Source organism: Pseudomonas sp. GW823-FHT02E01, assembly GCF_058797535.1.
This window is the reverse complement of record NZ_JBXAJS010000004.1, coordinates 569,039-593,796: the sequence shown is the minus strand read 5'-3', so window position 1 is coordinate 593,796 and position 24,758 is coordinate 569,039. Positions and strand designations below refer to the sequence as shown.

The 24,758-nt window shown below is 61.5% G+C and carries 20 protein-coding genes; 17 read left to right on the top strand and 3 right to left on the bottom strand.

The genetic code is table 11. The features are described 5' to 3' along the window. Positions 1-226 precede the first annotated feature (226 nt). The 4 genes from AC1RDQ_RS12870 to cysC all read left to right on the top strand — a co-directional run bounded on the left by AC1RDQ_RS12870 (position 227) and on the right by cysC (position 11,463). Positions 227-1,063, top strand: coding sequence for a sulfotransferase family protein (locus AC1RDQ_RS12870; RefSeq protein WP_371318458.1), 837 nt, complete (start codon positions 227-229; stop codon positions 1,061-1,063). A gap of 131 nt (positions 1,064-1,194) precedes the next feature. After that, complete coding sequence (locus tag AC1RDQ_RS12865) at positions 1,195-9,315, top strand: Ig-like domain-containing protein (protein WP_492587504.1); 8,121 nt, start codon at positions 1,195-1,197, stop codon at positions 9,313-9,315. A gap of 44 nt (positions 9,316-9,359) precedes the next feature. Further along, positions 9,360-10,874 (top strand): TolC family protein, encoded by a 1,515-nt coding sequence (locus AC1RDQ_RS12860; protein ID WP_057712533.1) that lies wholly within the window; start codon positions 9,360-9,362, stop codon positions 10,872-10,874. Then, complete coding sequence (gene cysC / locus AC1RDQ_RS12855; protein ID WP_057712532.1) at positions 10,858-11,463, top strand: adenylyl-sulfate kinase; 606 nt, start codon at positions 10,858-10,860, stop codon at positions 11,461-11,463. The genes AC1RDQ_RS12860 and cysC overlap by 17 nt, the downstream gene beginning before the upstream one ends. A 12-nt stretch (positions 11,464-11,475) precedes the next feature. Here the strand turns inward: cysC and AC1RDQ_RS12850 are convergent, their stop codons facing one another. Both AC1RDQ_RS12850 and AC1RDQ_RS12845 read right to left on the bottom strand, forming a co-directional pair. After that, positions 11,476-12,234, bottom strand: a complete 759-nt coding sequence (locus tag AC1RDQ_RS12850) for a slipin family protein (protein ID WP_057399130.1) — start codon at positions 12,232-12,234, stop codon at positions 11,476-11,478. A gap of 2 nt (positions 12,235-12,236) precedes the next feature. Continuing rightward, positions 12,237-12,770, bottom strand: coding sequence for an NfeD family protein (locus tag AC1RDQ_RS12845; RefSeq protein WP_057712531.1), 534 nt, complete (start codon positions 12,768-12,770; stop codon positions 12,237-12,239). Between the two features lie 199 nt (positions 12,771-12,969). On the opposite strand from AC1RDQ_RS12845, the gene AC1RDQ_RS12840 reads away from it, so the two are divergent. From AC1RDQ_RS12840 to AC1RDQ_RS12790, 11 genes are all read left to right on the top strand, one after another. Further along, a complete protein-coding gene (locus tag AC1RDQ_RS12840; protein ID WP_007975646.1) occupies positions 12,970-13,431 on the top strand; it encodes an aminoacyl-tRNA deacylase in 462 nt (153 codons plus the stop codon). Positions 13,432-13,561: 130 nt separating this feature from the next. Continuing rightward, positions 13,562-13,807, top strand: a complete 246-nt coding sequence (locus AC1RDQ_RS12835) for a DUF2789 domain-containing protein (RefSeq protein ID WP_015092958.1) — start codon at positions 13,562-13,564, stop codon at positions 13,805-13,807. Between the two features lie 82 nt (positions 13,808-13,889). Beyond that, positions 13,890-14,135 (top strand): type II toxin-antitoxin system Phd/YefM family antitoxin, encoded by a 246-nt coding sequence (locus tag AC1RDQ_RS12830; protein WP_079246689.1) that lies wholly within the window; start codon positions 13,890-13,892, stop codon positions 14,133-14,135. Further along, positions 14,125-14,406: a type II toxin-antitoxin system RelE family toxin gene (locus tag AC1RDQ_RS12825; RefSeq protein WP_057399135.1), complete on the top strand. Its 282-nt coding sequence runs from the start codon at positions 14,125-14,127 to the stop codon at positions 14,404-14,406. Before AC1RDQ_RS12830 ends, AC1RDQ_RS12825 begins: the two co-directional genes overlap by 11 nt. A 132-nt stretch (positions 14,407-14,538) precedes the next feature. Next, the gene (locus AC1RDQ_RS12820) at positions 14,539-14,967 is read left to right on the top strand and encodes a MarR family winged helix-turn-helix transcriptional regulator (protein WP_046040691.1); all 429 of its coding nucleotides are present in this window, start codon (positions 14,539-14,541) and stop codon (positions 14,965-14,967) included. Continuing rightward, positions 14,964-17,036 carry an FUSC family protein gene (locus tag AC1RDQ_RS12815; RefSeq protein WP_057712529.1) on the top strand — a complete coding sequence of 691 codons (2,073 nt, stop codon included), beginning with the start codon at positions 14,964-14,966 and terminating at the stop codon, positions 17,034-17,036. The genes AC1RDQ_RS12820 and AC1RDQ_RS12815 overlap by 4 nt, the downstream gene beginning before the upstream one ends. Then, a complete protein-coding gene (locus AC1RDQ_RS12810; protein ID WP_007987399.1) occupies positions 17,033-17,242 on the top strand; it encodes a DUF1656 domain-containing protein in 210 nt (69 codons plus the stop codon). The genes AC1RDQ_RS12815 and AC1RDQ_RS12810 overlap by 4 nt, the downstream gene beginning before the upstream one ends. Next, positions 17,239-18,126 carry an efflux RND transporter periplasmic adaptor subunit gene (locus AC1RDQ_RS12805; RefSeq protein ID WP_492587483.1) on the top strand — a complete coding sequence of 296 codons (888 nt, stop codon included), beginning with the start codon at positions 17,239-17,241 and terminating at the stop codon, positions 18,124-18,126. Before AC1RDQ_RS12810 ends, AC1RDQ_RS12805 begins: the two co-directional genes overlap by 4 nt. Next, positions 18,123-19,571 carry an efflux transporter outer membrane subunit gene (locus AC1RDQ_RS12800; protein ID WP_492587482.1) on the top strand — a complete coding sequence of 483 codons (1,449 nt, stop codon included), beginning with the start codon at positions 18,123-18,125 and terminating at the stop codon, positions 19,569-19,571. The genes AC1RDQ_RS12805 and AC1RDQ_RS12800 overlap by 4 nt, the downstream gene beginning before the upstream one ends. 94 nt (positions 19,572-19,665) lie before the next feature. Beyond that, positions 19,666-20,301: a hypothetical protein gene (locus tag AC1RDQ_RS12795; protein WP_057712526.1), complete on the top strand. Its 636-nt coding sequence runs from the start codon at positions 19,666-19,668 to the stop codon at positions 20,299-20,301. 293 nt (positions 20,302-20,594) lie between these two features. After that, the gene (locus AC1RDQ_RS12790; protein WP_492587481.1) at positions 20,595-22,100 is read left to right on the top strand and encodes a YdgA family protein; all 1,506 of its coding nucleotides are present in this window, start codon (positions 20,595-20,597) and stop codon (positions 22,098-22,100) included. Between the two features lie 72 nt (positions 22,101-22,172). Here the strand turns inward: AC1RDQ_RS12790 and AC1RDQ_RS12785 are convergent, their stop codons facing one another. After that, positions 22,173-23,702, bottom strand: coding sequence for an FAD-dependent oxidoreductase (locus tag AC1RDQ_RS12785; RefSeq protein WP_492587479.1), 1,530 nt, complete (start codon positions 23,700-23,702; stop codon positions 22,173-22,175). Between the two features lie 139 nt (positions 23,703-23,841). Between AC1RDQ_RS12785 and AC1RDQ_RS12780 the strand changes: the two genes are divergently transcribed. Together AC1RDQ_RS12780 and AC1RDQ_RS12775 are read left to right on the top strand one after the other, a co-directional pair. Continuing rightward, positions 23,842-24,402, top strand: coding sequence for a YbhB/YbcL family Raf kinase inhibitor-like protein (locus AC1RDQ_RS12780; protein ID WP_150812079.1), 561 nt, complete (start codon positions 23,842-23,844; stop codon positions 24,400-24,402). A gap of 56 nt (positions 24,403-24,458) precedes the next feature. Then, positions 24,459-24,728, top strand: coding sequence for a hypothetical protein (locus AC1RDQ_RS12775; protein ID WP_492587477.1), 270 nt, complete (start codon positions 24,459-24,461; stop codon positions 24,726-24,728). Positions 24,729-24,758 lie beyond the last annotated feature (30 nt).

Genomic DNA, 24,758 nt, shown 5'->3' with positions numbered 1-24,758 from the left:
ACGCCACGCCACAGCGTAGACGTAGATTGTGGGTGTCGTGGCGAGGTTGTGTTTGTCCGATGGACGCGCTTCCCACGCTGTCGTCGCTAATGTCCTTCACTGTTTACGAAAAGCTCGGTATCAAGTCGATTTAGCTTCAAATTGATATCAAAAGACCACTAGTCGAAGTTTTATCGATCGACTACGCTTTGTCCTACAAAAGGACTATCAAATACGGTGAATGGACTTGCACCATTTTCATTTCATTTCCGGTTTGCCGCGCTCGGGGTCGACCCTGCTTTCTGCAATCCTGTTGCAGAATCCGCGTTTCCATGCCGGAATGACCAGCCCCGTCGGTTCCCTGTTTTCCGGTGTACTGGAGCAGTGCAGCGCCGGCAGCGAGTTTGGTGCCGTTATCGACACCGATATGCGCCGTCGCCTGTTGCGCGGCCTGTTTGATTCCTTTTACGCCGACAAGGCCGACAAATCGGTGGTGTTCGACACCAATCGGTTGTGGAGTTCGCGCCTGCCGGCCATCAGCGATCTGTTTCCCAAGGCCAAGGTCATTGCCTGCGTGCGCAACGTCGCCTGGGTCATGGACAGCATCGAGCGTCTGTACCGCGCCAATCCCTATGAAAACACCAAACTCTTCGGCGATGCCGTCGAGCGCAACACCGTCTACAGCCGTTGCGAAACCCTGGCCCAGCGCAATCGCCTGGTGGGTTTTGCCTGGGCGGCGCTTAAGGAAGCCTATTACGGCGAGCATGCCGACTCCTTGCTGATCATCGACTATGACTTGCTGACCCAGGCTCCGGAGCGGGTGCTGCGGCTGGTCTACGACTTTATCGACGAACCCTGGTTCGAGCACGACTTCGAACACCTGGCGTACGACGCCCCGGAATTCGATCAAGCCCTCGGGGTGGCCGGCCTGCACAAGGTCAGACCCAAGGTCGCCGTGCAGGCACGACGCACCATCCTGCCGCCGGATCTGTTCAAGCAATACTCAGACTTGTCCTTTTGGCTCGATGGCTCTGCCAGCGCCGCCAATGTCATTCGTATGAAGTCCGACGCCGCGAACATTTGATCGCGGCGTTTTTCATTGATGCCTTACGTATATTCGTTCGAATCCGGGTGAGCAGCATGTGGTGGACCATTTTTGGCGGGGTAAAGGCAACGTCACGGGCAACCGAAGGTCAACGGACGCCAGCGGCGCCCATGATCATGTCCCTTGAACCACGCATGCTGTTCGACGGCGCCGTCGCCGCCACGGTGGCCGATAGCCATTCCACAGCCGATGCCGCCAAGACACCGACTGCCGATCACCCGACGATCAGCAAGGACACCCACGGCCAGACCGATGCCGCGCCGGCTGTCAGCCCGGTTGCGGTGCCAGGGCAGAGCGTGGTGTTCGTCGACTCTCGGGTGAAAGATGCCGACAGCCTGCTCCGGGGCGTAGCCCCCGGGACCCAGATCGTGAAGCTGGACACGGGCAAGGATGGACTGCAACAAATTGCCGACTACCTCGATCAGCATCAGGGCATCAGCTCGGTGCAGATCATCGCCCACGGCAACGCTGGCGACCTGTGGCTGGGCGACAGCTATCTGTCGGCTGACAACGTCGCCGCTCGCAGCGCGGTGCTGGCGGAAATCGGCAAGGACATCAACGCTGGCGGCGACATCCTGATCTACGGCTGCTACACCGCCGAAGGCGAGCGTGGCCTGAGCTTTGTCGACTCGCTGGCGCAAATGACCGGCCGCGATGTAGCGGCTTCGAGCAACCGTACCGGCGTGGGCGGCGACTGGGATCTGGAAATCGCCACCGGCAACATCGAAAGCGCCAACGTGCTCTCGACCACAGCCATGAGCGACTATCAGTGGGGCCTGGCCACCTGGACCGCCACCAACAACGCCAATACGGGCGTCGGCTCGTTGCGTGCCGCCCTCGCCTCGGCGCAGAACGGCGATATCGTCACCTTCAGCAGTGGCATGACGGTGCAGTTGACCTCCGAATTGCTGATCAACAAGAACGTCACCGTTGATGGCGACTTGAACAACGACGGTGCGGCGGATGTGATTCTCGATGGTCAGTACAGGACCCGAGTGATTGAAGTGAGCTCAGGCAGTATCGTCACGCTCGATGGCCTGGTGATCACCCGTGGCCTGGTGTCGGGCAATGGCGGCAACGGTGGCTACGGTGCCACGGGCGCGATGGCCGGAGGTATTTTCAACGCCGGGATTCTGACCCTGAACAACGTTACCGTGACCTCCAACGGGGCTTCCGGTGGCGGTGGCGGCGGCGGTGTCACGGGCGCTTTTTACGGCGGCGGCGGCGGTGGCGGCGGCGGTCTGGGCGGCCAGGGCGGTGGGCATGGCGGTTCGGCAGGGCCAGGCACCGGCACGTTGGGCGGCCAGGCGGGCAGCGGTGGCGTCGGTGGTTACGGCGGCGGTTATGACGCCACCCACATGGGCGGTCGTGGCGGTACCTCCACTGGCGGTGCTGGCGGGGTGGGCGTTTCCTATTACAGCAACGGCGGTAACGGTGCGACGGCCACCAATGGCACGATATCCATTGGTGGCGGCGGCGGCGGGGCCGGTTGGGACAAGGTGGGTGGCGCCGGCGGCAACGCGGTGGGCGGGATCTACAACGCCAGCAGCGGCACCATCACCGTCATCGGCACGTCGACCATCAGCAACAACATCGGCGCCGGTGGCGGCGGTGGCGGTGGCGGTGGCCAAGGCAGCAATGCCAGTAATGGCGGCATTGGCGGCCGGGGCGTCGGTGCGATCTGGAACAAAGGCACGCTGCTGATGACGGCCGCCAACTTCGCGGCCCTGGCCGGTAATGCCGCGGCCAGTGGTGCGGGTGGTACCGCGCAGGGCGGAGGTACAACCGGAACCTCGCCGACCTCCTTCGCGACCATCTACAACGACGGAGGGGTACTCAACACCGCGTATGCGCCACCACCGACCGCGACCATCGTGGTTGCTGACACCACACTGAGCATCGGCGAAACGTCCTTGGTGACGATCACTTTTTCCGAGGCCGTGACCGGTTTCACCAATGCGGACCTGACCATCGCCAACGGCACCTTGAGTGCGGTAAGCAGCAGCGATGGCGGCATCACCTGGACGGCTACGTTCACGCCGTCCGCCAGTATTTCCGATACGACCAACGTCATTACCCTGGACAATACCGGGGTGATAAACGGTCTGGGCACCGCCGGCGTCGGCACCACCAACTCCAATAACTACACCGTCGATACCGTACGCCCGACCGCTAGCATCGTGTTTACCGACACGGCCCTCAAGGTCGGCGAAACGTCGCTGGTGACCATCACCTTCAACGAAGCGGTCACTGGCCTCACCAACGCGGACCTAACGATTGCCAACGGTACGCTCACGGCGGTGAGCAGCAGCGATGGCGGCATCACCTGGACGGGGACCTTCACGCCGACCGCCAGCATCACCGATGCGACCAACCTGATCACCCTGGACAACACCGGGGTCAGCGACCTGGCGGGCAATGCCGGGAGCGGCACCACCGATTCGAACAACTACGCCATCGATACCGTGCGCCCGACCGCGACCATTGTGGTGACCGATACCAGCCTGAGCATTGGCGAAACCTCGCTGGTGACCATTACGTTCAGCGAAGCGGTGAGCGGGTTCACCAACGCCGACCTGACGATTGCCAACGGTACGCTCACGGCGGTGAGCAGCAGCGATGGCGGCATCACCTGGACGGCGACCTTTACCCCGACCGCCAGCGTCAATGACACGACCAACCTGATCACCCTGAACAACACCGGGGTCAACGATCTGGCGGGCAACGCCGGGAGCGGCACCACCGATTCGAACAACTATGCGATTGATACGCTCCGTCCGACCGCGACCATCGTGGTGGCGGACACGGCGCTGAGAATCGGCGAAACCTCGCTGGTGACGATCACCTTCAGCGAAGCGGTGAGCGGGTTCACCAACGCCGATCTGACCATCGCCAACGGTACGCTCACTGCGGTGAGCAGCAGCGATGGCGGTATCACCTGGACGGCGACCTTCACCCCGTCCGCCAGCATCACCGACACGACCAACCTGATCACTCTGGACAATACCGGGGTCAGCGATCTGTCGGGCAACGCCGGCAGCGGCACCACCGACTCCAACAACTACGCGATCGACACCGTGCGCCCGACGGCCAGCATCGTGGTCGCGGATACGGCGCTGAGAATCGGTGAAACCTCGCTGGTGACCATCACCTTCAGCGAAGCGGTCGGCGGACTCACCAACGCCGACCTGACCATCGCCAATGGCACGTTGAGCGCGATCAGCAGCAGCGACGGCGGCATCACCTGGACCGCGACCTTCACGCCCTCCGCGAGTATCAACGACACGACCAACCTGATCACCCTGAACAACACCGGAGTCAGCGATCTGGCGGGCAATGCCGGGAGTGGCACCACCGATTCGAACAACTACGCCATCGATACTGTTCGTCCGACTGCCACGATTGTGCTGGCCGATACAACGCTGACCGCGGGCGAAACCTCGCTGGTGACCATCACCTTCTCCGAGGCGGTGAGCGGTTTCACCAACGCCGACCTGACGATTGCCAACGGCACCTTGACCTCCGTCAGCAGCAGCGACGGTGGCATCACCTGGACTGCGACCTTCACCCCTACCGTTGGCGTGAATGACTCGAGCAACGTGATCACCCTGAACAACACCGGAGTGAGTGATCTGGCGGGCAACACAGGCAGCGGCACCACCAACTCCGGCAACTACACCATCGATACGGTGCTGCCGACAGCGACCATCGTGGTCGCCGACAATGCGTTGAGAATCGGTGAAACGTCGCTGGTGACCATTACTTTCAGCGAAGCCGTCAGTGGGTTCTCCAACGCCGACCTGACCATCGCCAACGGTACACTCACAGCGGTGAGCAGCAGCGATGGTGGCATCACTTGGACCGCGACATTCACCCCGACTGCCAGCATCACCGACACGACCAACCTGATCACCCTGGACAACACCGGTGTGCAGGCTGTCGCCAGCGGTAACGTGGGCATCGGCACGACCGACTCCAACAACTACGCCATCGACACCGTGCGCCCGACGGCAACCATTGTGGTCGCGGACACGGCACTGAGAATCGGCGAAACCTCGCTGGTCACGATCACCTTCAGCGAAGCGGTGAGTGGTTTCACCAATGCCGACCTGACCATCGCCAACGGTACGCTCACAGCGGTGAGCAGCAGCGACGGTGGCATCACCTGGACGGCAACCTTCACGCCTTCGGCGAGCATCAACGACACCACAAACCTGATCACCCTGGACAACACCGGCGTGGCTGATCTGAGGGGGAACGCCGGCAGCGGCACCACCGATTCCAACAACTACGCTATCGACACGGTCCGACCCACTGCGACCATTGTCCTGGCCGACGCCACCCTGAGTGCCGGCGAAACCTCGCTGGTGACCATTACCTTCTCCGAGGCAGTGACGGGTTTCACCAACGCTGACCTGAGCATCGCCAACGGCACCTTGACCTCGGTGAATAGCAGCGACGGTGGCATCACCTGGACCGCGACCTTCACCCCAACCGTCGGCGTGAATGACTCGAGCAACGTGATCACCCTGAACAATACCGGAGTCAGCGATCTGGCGGGCAACACCGGCAGCGGCACTACCAACTCCGGTAACTACACCATCGATACGGTGCTGCCGACGGCCACTATCGTGGTCGCCGACACTGCCTTGAGCGTCGGTGAAACCTCGCTGGTGACCATCACCTTCTCCGAGGCGGTGAGCGGTTTCACCAACGCCGACCTGACCATCGCCAACGGCACCTTGAGCTCCGTGACCAGCGGTGATGGTGGCATCACCTGGACCGCAACCTTTACGCCGACCAATGCCATCTCCGACACCAGTAACGTCATCACCCTGGATAACAGCGGTGTGCAAAACGGCTCGGGCAACGCCGGTAGCGGCACCACCGATTCCAACAACTACGCGATCGACACCGTGCGCCCGACAGCCACCATTGTGGTCGCGGACTCGGCGCTGGCGGTGGGTCAGACATCGGTGGTGACCATCACGTTCTCCGAGGCGGTCACCGGCTTTACCACGGCCGATCTGACGGTGAGCAACGGTACTCTGAGCAATCTCAGCACCAGCGATAACATCACTTACACCGCGACATTTACTCCGACGGCTGGCATCACCGACGCCACCAACCTGATCACCCTGGACAACAGCGGTGTGGTCGACGGGGCGGGCAACGCCGGTAGCGGCACCACCGATTCGAACAACTTTTCGATCGACAGCCAGCGCCCGACCGCAACCATTGTGCTATCCGACCCGACGCTGAGCGCCGGTGAAACCTCGCTGGTAACCATCACCTTCTCCGAGTCTGTGAGCGGTTTCAGCAACGCTGACCTGTCCGTTCCCAACGGCACCTTGACCTCGGTGAGTAGCAGCGACGGTGGCATCACTTGGACCGCGACCTTCACCCCAACCGTCGGCGTGAATGACTCGAGCAACCTGATCACCCTGAACAACACCGGAGTCAGCGATCTGGCGGGCAACACCGGCAGCGGCACTACCAATTCCGCGAATTTCACCATCGATACCGTGTTGCCGACCGCCACCATCGTGGTCGCCGACACTGCCTTGAGCGTCGGCGAAACCTCGCTGGTGACCATCACCTTCAGCGAGGCCGTGAGCGGTTTCAGCAACGCCGACCTGAGCATTGCCAACGGTACCCTGAGCGCGGTGAGCAGCAGCGATGGCGGCGTCACCTGGACGGCAACCTTCACGCCGACCGCCAACATCGCTGACAGCTCCAACCTGATCACTCTGGACAACAGCGGCGTGCAGAACGCCTCCGGCAATGCGGGCAGCGGTACCACCGATTCCAACAACTACGCCATCGACACCGAGCGTCCGACCGCCACCATCGTGGTCGCCGACACGGCCCTGAGCGTCGGCGAAACCTCGCTGGTGACCATCACCTTCTCCGAGGCGGTGACCGGTTTCACCAACGCCGACCTGACCATCGATAATGGCACCTTGAGTGCGGTGAGCAGCAGCGACGGCGGCATCACCTGGACGGCCATTCTGACACCGCTGGCGGGTATCACCGACACCGGCAACCTCATCCAACTCGATAACAGCGGTGTTCAGGATGCGGCAGGCAATGCCGGCATCGGGGCCACGGATTCGAACAACTACGCGATCGACAGCCAACGCCCGACCGCGACCATTGTCATGGCCGACACCGACCTGCGTCCCGGCGAAACGACTCTGGTGACCATCACCTTCAGCGAAGCGGTCAGTGGTCTGGACAGTTCCGATCTGAGCGTCGCAAACGGCACTCTGAACGGGTTGAGCAGCAGCGACGGCGGCGTCACCTGGACGGCGACTTTCACGCCGACCGCCAGCATCACCGACACCACCAACCTGATCACCCTGGACAACACCGGTGTCACCGATGCAGCTGGCAACGCCGGAAGCGGGGTGACCAACTCGGCGAATTACCTGGTGCAAACCAGTGTGCCGACCGCCAGCATCGTGATCGCCGACACGGCGCTCAAGGCTGGCGAAACGACCCTGGTGACCATCACGTTCAGCGAGGCGGTGACCGGTTTCAGCAACGCTGACCTGACCATCGCCAACGGTACATTGAGCAACGTCAGCAGCAGCGATGGCGGCATTACCTGGACAGCGGCCTTTACGCCAATCTCGAACGTTACCGACGCCGGCAACCTGATCACGCTCGACAATAGCGGCGTGGTCAATGCATCGGGCAACGCGGGGACGGGCACTACCGACTCGAACAATTTTGCCATCGACACCGCGCTGCCGACCGCCTCCATCGTGGTTGCAGACACGCAACTTGGCATCGGTGAAACCACCACGGTGACCATCACCTTCAGCGAAGCGGTGAGCGGTTTCGATGTGTCGGACATCAGCGTTGCCAATGGTGTGTTGTCGAACCTGAGCAGCAGCGATGGCGGCGTGACCTGGACCGCGACCCTGACGCCGACCGCCAATATCAACGACACAACCAACCTGATCGTGCTCGACACCGGTCGCGTGCAGGACGTTGCCGGCAACTTCGGCGCAAGTATCGCCATCTCCAACAATTACGCGCTTGATGCGACCCGGCCAACGGTGAACATCGTGGTTGCCAACCCGAACCTCGGTATCGGCCAGACCACTACGGTGACCTTCACCTTCAGCGAAGCCGTCAGCCACTTCGACCTGTCCGATCTGAGCGTGACCAACGGCGACCTGAGCAATCTCGGCAGCAGCGATGGCGGCAAGACCTGGACGGCGACGTTCACGCCGACGGCCAATGTCACCGACCCAAGCAACTTCATCGCCCTGGACACCCGCAACGTCACAGATCTGGTGGGCAACACTGGCAACACGGTGGCGGTGTCGAACAATTACACCCTCGACAGCGAACTGCCGAGCGCCACCGTCGTGGTCGCCAATCCGAACCTGGGCGTGGGTCAGACTTCGCAGGTGACCATCACCTTCAACGAAGCGGTCAGTGGTTTTGATTTGTCCGACATCAGTATTGCCAACGGCACCTTGTCCGACCTGAGCAGCAGCGATGGCGGCAAGACCTGGACCGCGACCCTGACACCGACCGCCAACGTCAATATCGCCAGCAACGTGATCAGCATCGACTATGCCGGTATCAGCGACATGGCCGGCAACAGTGGCAGCGGCGTGAGCTATTCCGACAATTTTGTCATCAACACGGTGCCAACTTCCTCGGTCGTTTTCGTGTCGGCAGACCCGGATTTGCGCAGCAACCCCCCGGTGACGCTGACCGATGTGCCCAACGTGCCGCTGCAACCGACCATTTTCACGCCTCCGACGGGCAACCTCAGCTCACCATTGACCTTCCAGCCGTTGTTCGAACAACGGGTGATCGGCAACGGTATCCGGCCGTTGGGCGATATTTTCATGAACCACGGTGCATTGGCCCCGAGTTTCATCGCACAGGTTTTCAGCAGCAATGACAGCGGAGGCGATGGCTCGGGGCATGGTTTCCTCGGTTTCGGCGGCGGGGATGGCGGTGTGTTCAGTACCAGCACGCTATCGAGCCTGTTCAATCAGGACAGCAGTAGCGAACGCGATTCGTTGAACGCCTTTGGCAGTCAGTCGATCAAGTCCGGCGATGTTTCCCAGGGCCTGCGCGGGGTGTTTGGCGCACCGACCCTGGGCCAGCAATTGCAACAGCTCAAAGACAACGAGCAGCAGCAGGTGGATAACCTGGCCGCCGCTTTGAAACTGGCCGGCATCAGCGAAATGCAGGCCTGATGAAAACCTCCACTTGTGATGCGGCACCCAGGGGCGATGCAAGGATGAATAGAAGTCATAAGTTATTCGGCGCCAGCCTGCTGGCACTGGCGATCAGCGGATGCGCAGTCACCAGTGAGCCGATCGAACGCAGTGTCAGTGAGCAGCGGGCCAAAAGTGACCTGCAAAGCATGTACAAGGGGCAGGAACCTCTTGGCGGCCCATTGACCCTGCACCAGGCCATGGCCCGTGCGGTGAAGTACAACCTCGAAGGCCGGTTGAAAATCATGGAGGAGGCCCTGGCCAAGCGTCAGCTCGACCTCGCCAGTTTCGACATGCTGCCGCGCATGGCGCTGGACGCCGGATACGTGGGCCGCAACAACGTCAACGCCTCCAGTAGCCAGAGCGTGCGGACCGGCACGCAGTCCCTGGAGCCTTCGACCTCCCAGGACCGCGACCGTGATGTAGCGGACCTGACGATGGTCTGGAACGTGCTCGATTTCGGTGTCAGTTACATCAGTGCAAAGCAGCAGGGCGACCAGCGCCTGATCGTTCAGGAGCGCCGACGCAAGGTGATCAACACCATCGTCCAGGACGTACGCTCGGCGTATTGGCGGGCGATGGCCGCCGAACGCCTGCTCACGCAGATCGACAGCCTGATGGCACGGGTGGAAACCGCGCGCAACGACAGCCAGAGCATGAGCCAGCAACGCATTGGCGATCCGGTGCAAGCCCTCGGTTATCAACGCTCGCTGATCGAAGCGACCCGCCAACTGGAAGAGCAACGCCGTGCGTTGTCACTGGCGAAGACCGAACTGGCGACTCTGATCAACCTGCCGATGGGCACGGAGCTGACCCTGGCGACCGATAACGGTTATGAGATTCCCGAACTCAAGGTCGATCTGGCCAGTCTTGAACAGGAAGCCCTGACCAGCCGACCGGAACTGCGCGAACAGGATTATCAGACCCGCATCAGCGCTGCCGAGACCCGCAAAGCCATGTTGCGCCTGCTGCCGGGCCTGGAGTTCTCCGCTGGCGGACATTACGACAGCAACTCGTTCCTGGTGGAGCAGGGCTGGGCCGATTACGGCGTCAAGGTCACCTGGAACCTGTTCAATGTGATCTCGGCGCCTGCGGCGATCGACGTGGCCAAGGCCGGTGAGGAAGTCGCCACCGCGCGCCGTCAGGCGATGTCGATTGCGGTGCTGGCGCAGTTGTATGTGGCCAATGCCAACTACCGCGAGGCCTTGCGCCAGTTCAAGACCAACCAGCAATTGTCGGACATCGACGGGCAAATCGTCGGTCAGTTGCGCAACCGCCACCAGGCGGATGGCATCGGTGAACTGGATCTGATCCAGGGCGAACTCAATACCTTGCAGGCCGATCTGCGTCGTGACCTGTCCTACGCCGACCTGCGCAACGCCTACGGGCAAATTTTCGCCAGCGCCGGCCTCGATCCGTTGCCGGATCAGGTGCAATCGACACAGGTCCAGTCCATCGCCACGGCCCTGGCCAATCGTGAAGCAGCCTGGGCGGCAGGTGATATTACGGTGCCGGTGACCCATGCCCCAGCACGTTGATGTGAAGGCCCCGACCGCCAGCATCAGCCGAGCTCAGCGGGAGCGGCGCAACGGTCATCGCGGCGCGGCTATCCTGCTGACCGGCCTGCCGGCGGCGGGCAAGTCGACCCTTGCGCAAGCGCTGCACGCCGAGTTGTTTGCCCGCGGACTGCAGAGCGTGGTGCTCGATGGTGACGGGCTGCGGGTGGGGCTCAATCGAGACCTGGGCTTCAGCGACAGCGATCGTCAGGAGAACATCCGTCGCGCCAGCGAACTGGCATCGTTGCTGGTGGAGAACGGACAAATCGTGATCCTGGCGATGATCGCGCCCCTGGTGGAGTTGCGCGATGTGTTCGCCCGGCGGCTCGGTGACGATTATCGCGAAGTCTGGTGCAGTGCGACCCTGGCGGTGTGCGAGCAACGTGATCCAAAAGGTCACTATGCCCGCGCCCGACGCGGCGAATTGACCGGGTTTACCGGGGTGTCCGCACCGTATCAGGCACCGGTCGATGCGGCGCTGGTGCTCGACACCGGGATACAGTCTGTGGAGGCCTGTCTTGATCGACTGTTGACCTGGCTCGGTGAATCCGCGGTGCTGCCCCGGCCTTGAACCGGTCGGTGTTCAAGGTTTCGACGACAAGTCCGCCATGCCCTTGAGCAACTCGATCGGCAGTGGAAAGACGATGGTCGAGCTCTTGTCGCCGGCAATCGAACTCAGGGTCTGCATGTAACGCAGCTGCATGGCCCCCGGTTGGCGGCCCAGCATTTCGGCGGCTTGCATGAGTTTTTCCGAGGCCTGCAATTCGCCTTCGGCATGGATTACCTTGGCTCGCCGTTCCCGTTCGGCTTCGGCCTGCTTGGCGATGGCGCGGATCATCGATTCGTTGAGGTCCACGTGCTTGATCTCGACGTTGGCGACCTTGATGCCCCAGGCGTCGGTCTGGGCGTCGAGCACTTGCTGGATGTCCAGATTCAAGCGTTCGCGTTCGGCCAGCAGTTCGTCCAGTTCGTGTTTACCCAGCACCGCCCGCAGCGTGGTTTGCGCCAATTGGCTGGTGGCCATCAGAAAGTCTTCGACCTGGATGATCGCCTTTTGCGGATCGAGCACGCGGAAATACAGCACTGCGTTGACCTTGACCGACACGTTGTCGCGGGTGATCACGTCTTGCGGTGGCACGTCCAGCACCACGGTGCGCAAATCGACCCTTACCATTTGCTGGACCACCGGAATCAGCAGGATCAGGCCAGGGCCCTTGACCTGCCAGAAGCGCCCGAGCTGGAACACCACGCCGCGCTCGTATTCGCGCAGGATGCGGAACGTCGCCCCTGCCAGTGCGATGATCAACAATAGCAGCGCGACAAGACCCAATTGCAAACCCATGACTATTCTCCGCCCGGCGCCGCGTCAGCCGCGGCCACTTGCAGCAACAAACCCTTGCGCCCCACCACCCGCACCCGCTGCCCGGGTTGCAGCGGCGTCGCGCTAAGCACTTGCCATCGTTCTCCCTGCAGATGAATCCAGCCGCCATAGGCGTTACCGGTCTGCAATGACGTCACCGCCGTCACGCTGCCGAGCAGCCCGGCATCACCGCTGACGATGTCGCGCGGTCGTGTCTTCATGGCGTGAATCACCAGGTAGATCAGCAACAGCGCGCTGACCAGACCCAGGCCGATCATCAACGGCACGGGCACTTCGGTATTGGACAGGATCACCGCGCCGATCACGAACATCACGATGCCGCCCAGGCCGATCACGCCGTAATTGGGCAGGGCCGCCTCGGCGATCAGGAACGCTAGGCCGAAGGTGATCAGCCAGATCCCGATGGGGTTGGGCACCAGCAACACAACTGTGTCGGTGGCGCAGGCCGATCCGCTCAACGCCAATAGCAACGCAACTGCACAGCAACGCATGTTCACTTGACCCTCCGGGAGAGGCGTGGAGTGGCTCTGAATACAGTTTAGTTGAGCCTCGACCGGTATGAATTTTGCTCAATTACCGTCGACAGCCGATGAGCGGATTTCCCACCGGAACGCGCTGACGGGCCTAGACTTTTACTACGCAAGCCAAGCTTTAATCATCGTCCGTAAGCGATCATGGCGGACACCGAGGTGCATCATGCGTATGGCAAGAACCGTGCAGCGAAGCCTGGAAAAGGCTCAATGCGAATATGACATCGTCAGCCACCCACACTCGGCCAGCAGCCTTGAAACGGCGCGGGTCGCAGGCATTCCTGCCGAACGGGTGGCCAAATCGGTGATCCTCGACGATCACCATGGGCATTACCTGATGGCCGTGCTGCCCGCCAGCCGCCACCTTGACCTGAGCAAAGTCCGCAGCAGCGGTGAGTGGCAGGTTTCCCGCGAAAGCAACCTCGCGCACCTGTTCGATGATTGCGAACGCGGTGCAGTACCGGCGCTGGGTGAGTCCTATGGGTTGGAGGTGGTCATCGATCCGCTGCTGACCCGGCAAAAAGACATCTATCTGGAGGCTGGAAACCACGTCAACCTGGTGCGCATGGACATGCCCGAGTTTCTGAAAATGGTGCCGCATGCCGAGGTGCGGGAATTGAGTCATTGAGTTTTGTTTCGTCAATGCTGACGTCATCGCGGGCAAGCCCGCTCCCACAGGAACTGCGATAAATCTGTGGGAGCGAGCTTGCTCGTGATGACCGCGCAGCGGTCCTTGAATTGGTCCCCAGGAGTTCGACATGGAAAGCCCGACCCACAACCTTCCATCCCTGTTCAAACAACTCGGCCTGCCGGACGACGCCGAAAGCATCGATAAATTCATCGCCACCCATTCACCGCTCAAACCGGAGCTGCACCTTGCGGATGCGTTTTTCTGGAGTCCGAGCCAGGCGGAACTTCTGCGGGAGGAGATTCTCGATGACGCGGATTGGGCCGAGGTGGTGGATCAACTGGATGTGATGTTGAGGAAGGGGCGGGGGGTGTAAATAACTGATAGGCGGCGGTCCGCCGAGGTTGCTCTGATCACAATAATTGACCAGAATTAAGACCTTATTTGAGGTCTTAATTATGCAAAGTGTTTTGGCTGATATGGCTGTCAGCGTGTCTGAACTGAAGAAAAACCCCTCTGCCGTTTTGAATGGCGCCCATGGAGGGCCCGTCGCAGTGCTCAATCACAATCGTGTCATGGGCTACATGGTCCCGGCAGATGTTTTCGAGGCCATGGTGGAGCGTCTCGACGATTTGGAGTTGGCGGAAATCGTGCGTTCTCGTCGTCATGAAACGCCAATTCCGGTAACGCTGGATGACCTATAAGCTCGAATTTCTGCCATCTGCACGCAAAGAGTGGGACAAGCTGGGGCATACGCTGCGTGAGCAATTCAAAAAGAAGTTGGCCGAACGGCTCGAAATGCCTCGAATCCCGTCTGACTCACTCCATGGCATGCCCGACTGCTACAAAATCAAATTGAAGTCATCTGGCTACCGACTCGTCTACGAGGTGATAGATGAGCGCGTTGTCGTTTCTGTCGTTGCAGTAGGAAAGCGGGAACGAAGTGAAGTGTACGAGCGTGCCAGGAAACGTTGATGGTTCTCGGCAGGTCGCTGTTACGCAATTGTTTCAAAACTTGACGGAAAATCCCCTCCAATGCGATATTGATAGTTAGCAAACTAACAGTGTGTATTTTCCCTCGTGCCGAATAACCTTGCCATTCTCCAGATGAACATCAGCAGCGCCATGGTGGTGGCCGCCAGGCATTGGCGCAAAATCTGCCAGACCACGCTGGCCAACTATGGAATCTCCGAAGCCTGCGCCGTTCCGTTGTTGATGATCGGGCGGCTGGGCGAGGGTGTGCGCCAAGTGACGGTGGCCCAGGCAGCAGGGATGGAGAGCCCGTCGCTGGTGCGCCTGCTCGATCAGTTGTGCCATGGCGGCTACGTCTGCCGCACCGAAGATGCACAGGACCGCCGCGCCAAATGCCTGAGCCTGACCGAAACCGGTCGGGAGCTGGTGCAGGCGGTCGAAGTGGAACTGGTGCGCTTGCGCCACGAAGTCCTTGAAGGCATTGACCAGAGTGATCTGGAAGCTACGCTGCGGGTACTGAGAGCATTTGAAGCGGCCACGCCGCCATCGGTGGCCAACTCTTGAGCGGATTTTTCTCTGGCATGCCCCCGGCGCGGGACTGGTTCTACGGAGTCCGCACCTTCGCCGCATCGATGATCGCGCTGTACATCGCCCTGCTCATGCAAATGCCGCGTCCGTATTGGGCGATGGCTACGGTGTACATCGTTTCCAGTCCGTTTCTCGGTCCTACCAGTTCCAAGGCGCTGTACCGGGCGGTCGGCACCTTTATCGGCGCTGCTGCGGCGGTTTTGTTCGTGCCGATGTTCGTGCAGAGCCCCTACGTGCTGGTGGTGGTGATTGCGCTGTGGACCGGGACGCTGCTGTTTCTATCCCTGCATTTGCGCACGGCCAACAACTACGCCTTGATGCTCGCCGGTTACACCTTGCCGCTGATCGCCCTGCCGGTGGTGAACAACCCGCTGGGGGTGTGGGACGTGGCCGAAGCGCGGACCGAAGAAATCTTTCTGGGCATCGCCGTGGCGGCGGTAGTGGGCGCCATGTTCTGGCCCCGGCGCCTGGCGCCGGTGTTCAATGATTCGGTGAGCAAATGGTTTACCGATGCATCGACCTACAGCCTGCGCTTCCTCAGCCGCAACGTGCAGCCTGAAGAGGTCAGCGCGTTGCGGGCATCGATGGTCGCTACCTTCAACTCCCTGGAGTTGATGATCGGCCAGTTGCCCCACGAAGGCTCGCGTCCGCAGACGGTGCGCAACACCAAGGAATTGCGCGGACGGATGATTCACCTGCTGCCAGTGATCGATGCCCTCGACGATGCGCTTTACGCCCTGGAACGGCGCACCCCCGAGCTTGTGGACAAGTTCGCGCCATTGCTGACGGCCACCACCGAGTGGCTCGAGCACAAGGATGCCGACCTCGCCCGCTGGCAGGCACTGAAGGATAAACTCGAGGCCCTGCAACCGGCTCCCGAAGCGCTGGATGACCGCAAGCAACTGCTGTTCTCCAACGCCATTTACCGTCTCGGCGAGTGGATCGATTTGTGGCAGGACTGCCGCAGCCTGCAATACGCCATCCAGTGCGAAAGCCAGGACAATTGGCGCGCGGTGTATCGGCATTGGCGGCTGGGGCGACTGTCCCCGTTTCTGGATCGCGGCCTGATGTTTTATTCCGCTGCTTCCACCGTCACCGCGATAATCGTCGCTTCGGTGCTGTGGATTCTGCTCGGCTGGACCGATGGCGGCAGCGCAGTGATCCTGGCGGCGGTGGCGTGTAGTTTCTTTGCCTCGATGGACGACCCCGCGCCGCAGATTTACCGGTTCTTTTTCTGGACGGCGATGTCGGTGGTGTTCGCCAGCCTTTATCTGTTTCTGGTGCTGCCCAACCTGCATGACTTTCCGATGCTGGTACTGGCGTTTGCCGTGCCGTTCATTTGTGTCGGCACCCTGACGGTCAAGCCGCAGTTTTACCTGGGCATGCTGCTGACTCTGGTCAACACCTCGTCCTTCATCAGCATTCAGGGCGCTTACGACGCGGACTTCCTCAGTTTCGCCAACTCCAACCTGGCCGGCCCCATGGGGTTGCTGTTCGCGTTCATCTGGACCCTGATCGCCCGGCCGTTCGGTGCCGAACTGGCAGCCAAGCGCCTGACCCGTTTCAGCTGGCGTGACATTGTCGGCCTCTCCGAGCCGGCCACGTTGTCTGAGCATCGGCTTCTGGGCATACGGATGCTCGATCGGCTGATGCAGCACCTGCCGCGCCTGGCCATGACCGGCCAGGACTCCGGCGTGGCGCTGCGGGAAGTGCGGGTGGCGCTGAATCTGTTGGACCTGCTCGCTTATACGCCGCGGGTCCTTGGTGTGCCGCAGGTGCTGCTGCGCCAGGTGGTGGCCGAGGTTGGCGAGTACTTCAAGGCCTGTCTCAAGGCCGGTGAGCGCTTGCAGGCACCGAGCCCGTTGCTGATGACCCTCGACCGCACGCGTCGCGCCCTCAGCGGTGCCGGCGATGATGAAACCCGTCGGCATCTGCTGCACGCCCTGAGCGGCCTGCGCCTGGCACTGTTGCCCGGCGTCGAATTCGTCGGTTCCGCCGAGCCCGAAGAACCGCTTCCCCATGGCATTGATGGAGCGCCCTTATGATCGGTGACCTGGATCTGAGCGGGGTATTCCTGCCCACGCTGCTGGTGCTGATGGGCATTACGTATGTGTTGTACCTGTTGGTGCACGGGGTGCTGACGCGCCTGCACTTTTACCGTCTGGTCTGGCACCGGGCATTGTTCAACGTGGCCCTCTACGCCTTGCTGCTTGGCGCCGTGGACTCACTCAGTCGATACCTGATGACATGAAAAAACCGTTTCTAACCCTGGGTCGCGTGGTGTTGACCCTGCTGATCGTGAGCTTCGCCGTGGTCGTGGTCTGGCGCATGGTGATGTATTACATGTTCGCGCCCTGGACCCGCGACGGGCACATCCGTGCCGACATCGTGCAAATCGCGCCGGATGTCTCCGGGCTGATCCAGCAAGTGGAGGTGCGCGACAACCAGTTGGTCAAGCGCGGCCAGGTGCTGTTCAGCATCGATCCGGACCGCTTCAAGCTGGCCCTGCGCCAGGCGAAAGCGGCAGTCGCCGACCGTGAAGAAACCCTGGCCCAGGCCCAGCGCGAGGCCAAGCGGAACAAGGGTCTTGGTAACCTGGTGCCGGGTGAGCAACTGGAAGAAAGCCAGTCGAAAGTGGCCCGCGCCCAAGTGGCGTTGATGGAAGCCCAGGTGGCGGTGGACAGCGCGCAGCTCAACCTCGACCGCTCGGTGATCCGCAGCCCGGTGGACGGCTACGTCAACGACCGCGCGCCACGGGCCCAGGAGTTCGTCAGCGCCGGGCGGCCCGTGTTGTCGGTGGTCGACAGCAACTCGTTCCACATCGACGGCTATTTCGAAGAAACCAAACTGAACGGCATTCATATCGGGCAGAGCGTCGACATCCGGGTGATCGGCGACAATGCACGCCTGCGCGGGCATGTGGAGAGCATCGTCGCCGGTATCGAAGACCGCGACCGCACCAGCGGCAATAACCTGCTGCCCAACGTCAACCCGGCATTCAGCTGGGTGCGGCTGGCCCAGCGGATTCCGGTGCGCATCGCCTTCGATGACGTGCCGGATGATTTCCGCATGATCGCCGGGCGCACCGCCACGGTATCGATCATCGACGATCAGCAACGGGAGCCGACGCAATGAGCAAGGCCTCGGGTTTGGCGGTCGCCGGATTAGGTTTGCTGCTGTCGGCGTGTCAGGTGGTCGGGCCGGATTATCATTTGCCTGAAGAGGCGGCTGTCCATCGTCCTGACTTTCAGGGCGATCTGGCGGTCGACGGTAAAACGGTGGTGTCCGCGCCGGTACCGGCCGATTGGTGGCGCCTGTACAAGGACCCGCGACTCGACCAGTTGGTACAGCAGGCCATGGCCTCCAACACCGATTTGCGCGTGGCGGCGGCCAGCCTGTCGCGGTCTCGTGCGCAGGTTGATGAGGCCGAAGCGGCGGGCGGCTGGAGCGGCGGCGTGCAGATGGGCGCCCAGCGCTTGCAGGAGTCTGGCCAGGCATTCCTGCTGCCGGAAAAAGTGCCGGTGGCCAACATCGGCGATATCGGCATCAGCGCGTCGTACCAGTTCGACCTGTTCGGCACCTTGCAACGCGGTATCGAAGCGGCCAAGGCCAATGCCGATGCGACACAGGCAGCTGCCGACACTGCACGCATCACCGTGGTGGCCGACGTGGTCCGCGCCTACACTCAGGTGTGTGCAGCCAATGAAGAGCGGGAAATCGCCCAGCACTCCCTCGACCTGCAAGCCCAGAGCACCACGCTGATCCAGCGCCTACGCGATGCCGGGCGTGGCGACGAAACCCAGGTCACCCGCTCGCAGACCCAATTCAAATCCCTGCGCGCCGACATGCCGCGCTATGAAGCGTCGCGCCAGGCCGGGCTGTACCGCTTGTCGATGTTGCTGGCCAAGCCGGTGGACCAACTGCCGGCCGGCACCGCCACCTGCGACGAGCTGCCAAAAATCGCGCAACTGGTACCGGTGGGCGATGGCGCCGCGTTGCTCAAGCGTCGTCCCGATGTGCGGCAGGCCGAGCGGCGACTGGCGGCCGCGACGGCCGGTATCGGCGTCGCCACGGGCGAGCTGTACCCGAACATCAGCATCGGCGCGACTATCGGTACCGTCGGTATCCTGGACGATCTCGGCGACCCGTCTACCAATCGCTGGGGCTTCGGTCCGTCGCTGACCTGGAACGTGCCGACCAACGGCGCCCGGGCGCGCATCCGCGAAGCCGAAGCGGTGACCCAGGCGACCCTGGCGCATTTCGACGGGGTGGTGCTCAACGCCATTCGCGAGACCCAGACCGGTCTTGCCCAGTACACGGCATTGCTGCAACGCTGCGATGCACTGGCCGATGCCGAGCAATCGGCAAAACTGGCGGCCGACCAGACCCACCGCTTCTTCCAGGCCGGCCGCGCCTCGTTCCTGGCCGACCTGCAAGCCACCCGCACCTACATCGACGTCACAGCGCAGCTGGCGGCCGCTAACACCCAGGTTGCCGCCAGCCAGATCGATTTGTTCCTCGCCTTGGGCGGCGGTTGGGAAAGCGGACGAACGCAAGCGTCGAACTCCGGCAAACCCTGAGGCCGTTGCTATGCTTTGAAGTGTTGGAGGGGCGCCCGGTGCAAAAGCGCCCTTTCTTCGCACAAGGCTCGCGCAGGTCAGGGGGAAACCAATAATGAAAAACCCTTATGCTCTCGGCTTCTGGTGCGCCATCGTGGCGTTGGTGCTGCTGTCGGCCACCTATTTCTACGGCATCATGCTGGCCCACCAGATCGACAAGGCCATGGCGTTCCTCGACAGTGCCGCCGCGCTGATTGCCGTGATGTCCATTGCTGTGGTGGCCTGGGCCTCGGTCCAGAATCAACGCATCAAGAAAAGACAACTCGAACAGGGCAAGACCCTGGTCCTGATCTGGGACACCAAGGTGGCGTTGCGTCGTGTCGAAACGGTGTTCGACCGCTATTTCTGGGGCAGTTACTGGCAACCGGGGCGCACCTTTCAGGAAGTCATGGGCGAATTGACCGGCACGCCGCTGGAAAAAAGCCTCGAGAGCCTGAAAAAACAGTGCCTGGCGCTGGACCGGCAGGTGGCTGACGACGGTCGGCACTGGCTCAGCAATGCTCGCGAACTGGCCGATGTCGCCACGGCCATGGCCCGCGAACGCTATCAACTGGACGTCTGCGACCCGCGCGCGGAAGTGACGGGCGGGGCGGTGATCAACCGTGACTTCGAAGTGCTGGTGTACACCTGGACTGCGCGGCTCAAAAGCTTTGATCATCAGCTGGATGAGATTGAAGTCCAGTATTCCTGATTTTGTGGTGGCTGTTATGCCGCCATCGCGGGCAAGCCCGCTCCCACAGGTATAGCGTGATCCCTGTGGGAGCGAGCTTGCTCCGGGCGGCGTTCCGACGATAGCGATCGAATGGATTGCGAAGATCTCGAATCCTGCGCCCCCCCAAGACACTCTTTCACCTTTAATCATTGGGCCGTTCGTCGCCCCTGGTGCTAATCTGCTTTCCACTTTCAGCACAGTCGAGCCGCAACCCGTCATGGGTTCAGGGAAGACGACCTCACTTTCAACAACGGACACTGAACGGGTCATACATGAATAAATCAGCAGGCGTGCTACTGGGAATTGTTGTCGCCATCGGTGCCATCAGCGCAGGCGGGGCCTGGTTCACCAGCACCAGGATCGAAGGTGTGCTGAACACCTCGATTGCCGATGCCAACAAGGAACTGCAGGCGGCGATGGTTGGTTCCAACGGCACGGCGTCGCTGGAGCTGGTGTCGCTGGAGCGTCATGTGTTCAGCAGCACCGCGCACTATCGCCTCAAGGGCGAAGGCGAAATGTTCGGCGACGCGCCGGTTGAGTTGCTGTTTGTCGATCACATCGAACACGGCCCGTTGCCGTTCTCGCGCCTGATGTCGCTCAAGTGGCTGCCGGTCTTGGCGACCAGTCACTACGAGCTGGAAAAGACTCCGTTCACCGAGAAGTGGTTTGCCGCCGCCAAGGACAAGTCCCCGCTGACCGGCGTGGTCAATATCGGCTATGACAACGCTACCAATGGCACCTTCGAGTTGCAGCCGCTGGAAATGGCACTGGATGACAAGTCGAGCATGAAGTTCTCCGGCTTGAAAATGGACGTCGACGCCAGCGCCAAGGCGCAGAAGGTCAAGGCCAACGGCTACATGGACAGCCTGAAGGTGACCACCGTGTCCGAAGACCAGACGCCGGTGCAGGTTGAATTCAATGGCCTGACCCTGGCCAGCAACCTGACAAAAAGTACCTACGGTTTCTACACCGGCGAAAACGTCGTTGAACTGGTCAGCGGCAAATCGACTTTTGGCGTCAAGCAGTCGGTGCTGGACTTCAAGAAATTCGAAATGAAGAACCTGACTGAAGAAAAGGGCAGCAACGCCTCAGGGCGTGCCGATTACAAGGTTGGCGAAGTGTCCCTGAACGGCAAGACCATTGGTTCCGGTTCGCTGGCCATGAGCCTGAAGAACCTCGACATTCCGGCGACCCTGTCGTTGATGCAGATTTACCAGAGCAAACTGCAGCCGTATGAAAGGGCGGTGGCCGAAGCAACGGCGGCCGGTCTGCCGGCACCGGAGCTGAAACTGACCGAAGCCGAAGAGGCGCTGCTCAAGTCCAGCCTGGAAAAACTGCTGGCGGCCGGACCACAAGTGGCCCTGGAAAACCTGTCGTTCAACACCGCCAACGGTGAGAGCCGCGCCAACATGGTGCTTGACCTGACCAAGCCACAAGCTATCGATCTGCCGACCGATCAGTTGGTCAGACAGCTGATCGCGCTGCTGGACTTCAAGCTGCAAGTGTCCAAACCCATGCTGATCGATGTGCTCACCGTGCAATCGCAAATCGACGGTCAGACCGACGCCAAGCTGATTGCCGACCAGGCCACCGCCACCGCGGACATGTTCAGCAGCATGGCGGTCGGCAGCCAACTGGCAAAACTGGACGGCAATAACATCGTCACCAACCTGCGTTACGCCAACAATCAGGTGGACTTCAACGGCCAGAAAATGACCGTCGAAGAGTTTGCCGGTTTTGTGATGAGCAAGTTTGCGGATGCTGGCGCCACCGAATAACGGCGGCCGTTTACCCCGCAACGCCCGGCCTCTGCATCGCGCAGGCGCCGGGCGTTTTGCTGTCTGGCATCACTAGGGAACGTCTCGGATAAGGCGCCATGCCTCTTCCCATGGCAGCGGTTGTTTCATCCGCTCGGCGAGCATCGCCATTGCCCGGTCCATCTCGCAGGCTACCGCCGCCGACACCACGCCGTTTTTTCCGAACAGGCCTATGAACGGCGGGTTGTAAGGGTCGCCCTTGAACTCGACTTCGTCCCAGGCCTCGGAGTGGCCGAGGTAGTCATAGGTTTTACCGAAATGCCAGGTCCAGAAAAACGGCACGTCGAGGTAATGCTCGTCACCGCCCAGCATATTGGCCGCGGCGATCCGCGCCTGTTGTTGGGCCAGTCGCCAGTGTTCGATGCGCAGGTATTGGTTGTTCAGCGGGAACGTTGCGATATCGCCAGCCGCCCAGAGACCGTCGGCCACGCGCATTGCGCCATCGACATGCAGCGAGTGATCCTGCTCCTTCGGTAACCCGGTAAAGGCCGCCGTGGCTGGCGTCACGCCGATGCCGACCAGCACCAGATCGGCCGCCAGGCGTTGGTCGTTGTCCAGGCGCACGGCTTCGACCTTGTCTGTCCCTTCGATCTGTACCGCATTGCCCTGGGTATGAAACACGACGCCATGAGCTTCATGTCGTGCGCGAATGGCCTTGCCGACCGTGTCGCCGAACTGTTTGGCAAGCGGCACCTCGTGGCGGGCCAGTACGGTCACGTGCAGGCCAAGCTGGCGCAGGGACGAGGCGGATTCCATGGCAATGAAGCTGTCGCCGATGATCACCACCCGCTGGCCGGCGCTGGCGCTGTCCAGAATCTGCTGCGCATGGGCTTTGGAGCGCAGGACGAACACTTGCGGCAGGTCGGCGCCGGGCAGCGTCAGCGGGTTGGGCACGCCGCCGGTGGCCAGCAGCGCGGCGTCGTATGTCAGTGATTGGCCGTCAGTCAGCCGCAGCGTCCGGTTTGGCGCGTCCAGGCTTGCCACTTCGCCTCGCAGGCGTTCGATCCGCTGCTCGCGGTAAAAATCCTCATCGCGTAGCGGCGGGACTTCGTGCAGCGGCATCTCCCCGGCGATCACGTATTTGCTTAGCGCCGTGCGGTCGTATCCGGCATCGGCTTCGCGGTCGATCAACAGTAACCGGCCGCCGAAACCTTTCTCGCGCAAACATGCTGACGCCGCCGTGCCTGCCGCGCCAGCGCCGACAATGATGAAGGTTCGTGGATCGTCGGCCGGTGGCGCGTGGGCGTCCGGCATCGGCTGGTCGCCGACCCAGATGTCGCCGTCACGGACTTCAAGGGGATAGCGCTTGAGGCTGTCCAGGGCTGGCGGTTCGCACAGCCCGCCATCCTCGACCCGAAACTGCGCCTTGTGCCATGGACACGTCAGGCGCCCGTGGCATATCGCGCCGTCCGCCAGCGGGGCTCCGGCATGCGGGCATTCGGCCTGATAAGCGCGCAGTTGTTCGCCGGCCCGCAACAGCAGAATCTTGCTGTCCTGGACCTGCACTTCCAGACCCCGGTCTTCGGGCACATTGGCGACACGCGCAACGCGATGCAGAGTCATGATTGCTCTCCAGACAGACGTTTCACTTATGAGTCTGGTACTTATCGCGAGGTTCAGCCAATTGCCCCTGCCACGGCGTGAACGGTCCGGCTATAGTTTGCACGCCGACGACGGCCCAACACGTACAAGGTGCTCCGGTATGCCCCGATTGACCTCAATGAACCCTTGGCTTGCGGCCTTGGCAGTCGCCCTGTGCGTGCAGTTCCCGGCGCAGGCCCAGGAACGTTTCACCCTGAACATTCCTGGAGTCTCCGATGACCGCCTGTTCACGTCGGCCGCCGCCAGCGACTCCGCGGGCTGTGGCGGGCATAACATTTCCCCGGCATTGAACTGGAACGCCGGCCCGGCAGCCACCCAAAGCTACGCCATCGTCATGCACGACCCTGACGGCCAGCAGGGCCAGGGCATCGATCAGTGGGTGCATTACGGCATCAAGGCCGGCACCCACCAGATCCCGGCCGGTGCCGGGAGCAAACCCGGCCTCGAGGGCGTCGCCGGTACCAACAGCAAGGCAACCACCGGCTATGTCGGCCCTTGCCCGCCCGTTGGCGACAGCGCGCACCACTACATCATCCAGATCTACGCCCTGGACCTGCCCCCGGACGCCTTGCCCGCCGGCCTGACCCGTGCGCAGTTGCTGGAAAAAATCAAAGGCCACGTCCTGAAAAACAGTAGCGTGGTGCGGCGCTATCACCGCTAAAGGCTGATCGCCCCAGCGGATTTGCAGAAAACTGAAGTGCGCGGCATTCCGGGGATTTGGCATCCACCCCCGAAAGCGCGCACTATCAGGCTATAGCCGATGCGTTGGAGGATGCCGTGGCAAAAAAGATCGACCGCATCGCCCAAATGCTCAACTGCCCGCAAAAGGGTGAAGAACTGCGGCGAGCGATTACCGAGAGTCGCAAGGATTTTCTGCTGAATCAGCCGGAAAAGGATGTTGTTGAAGACGACGACCTTGAAGAGGAGTTTTTCGAGGACGACGAGGACGATGATGGGTACGACGAGTTCGACTGGACTACAGAATGAAAAAAAAACCGCTTCGGCGGTTTTTTTGTG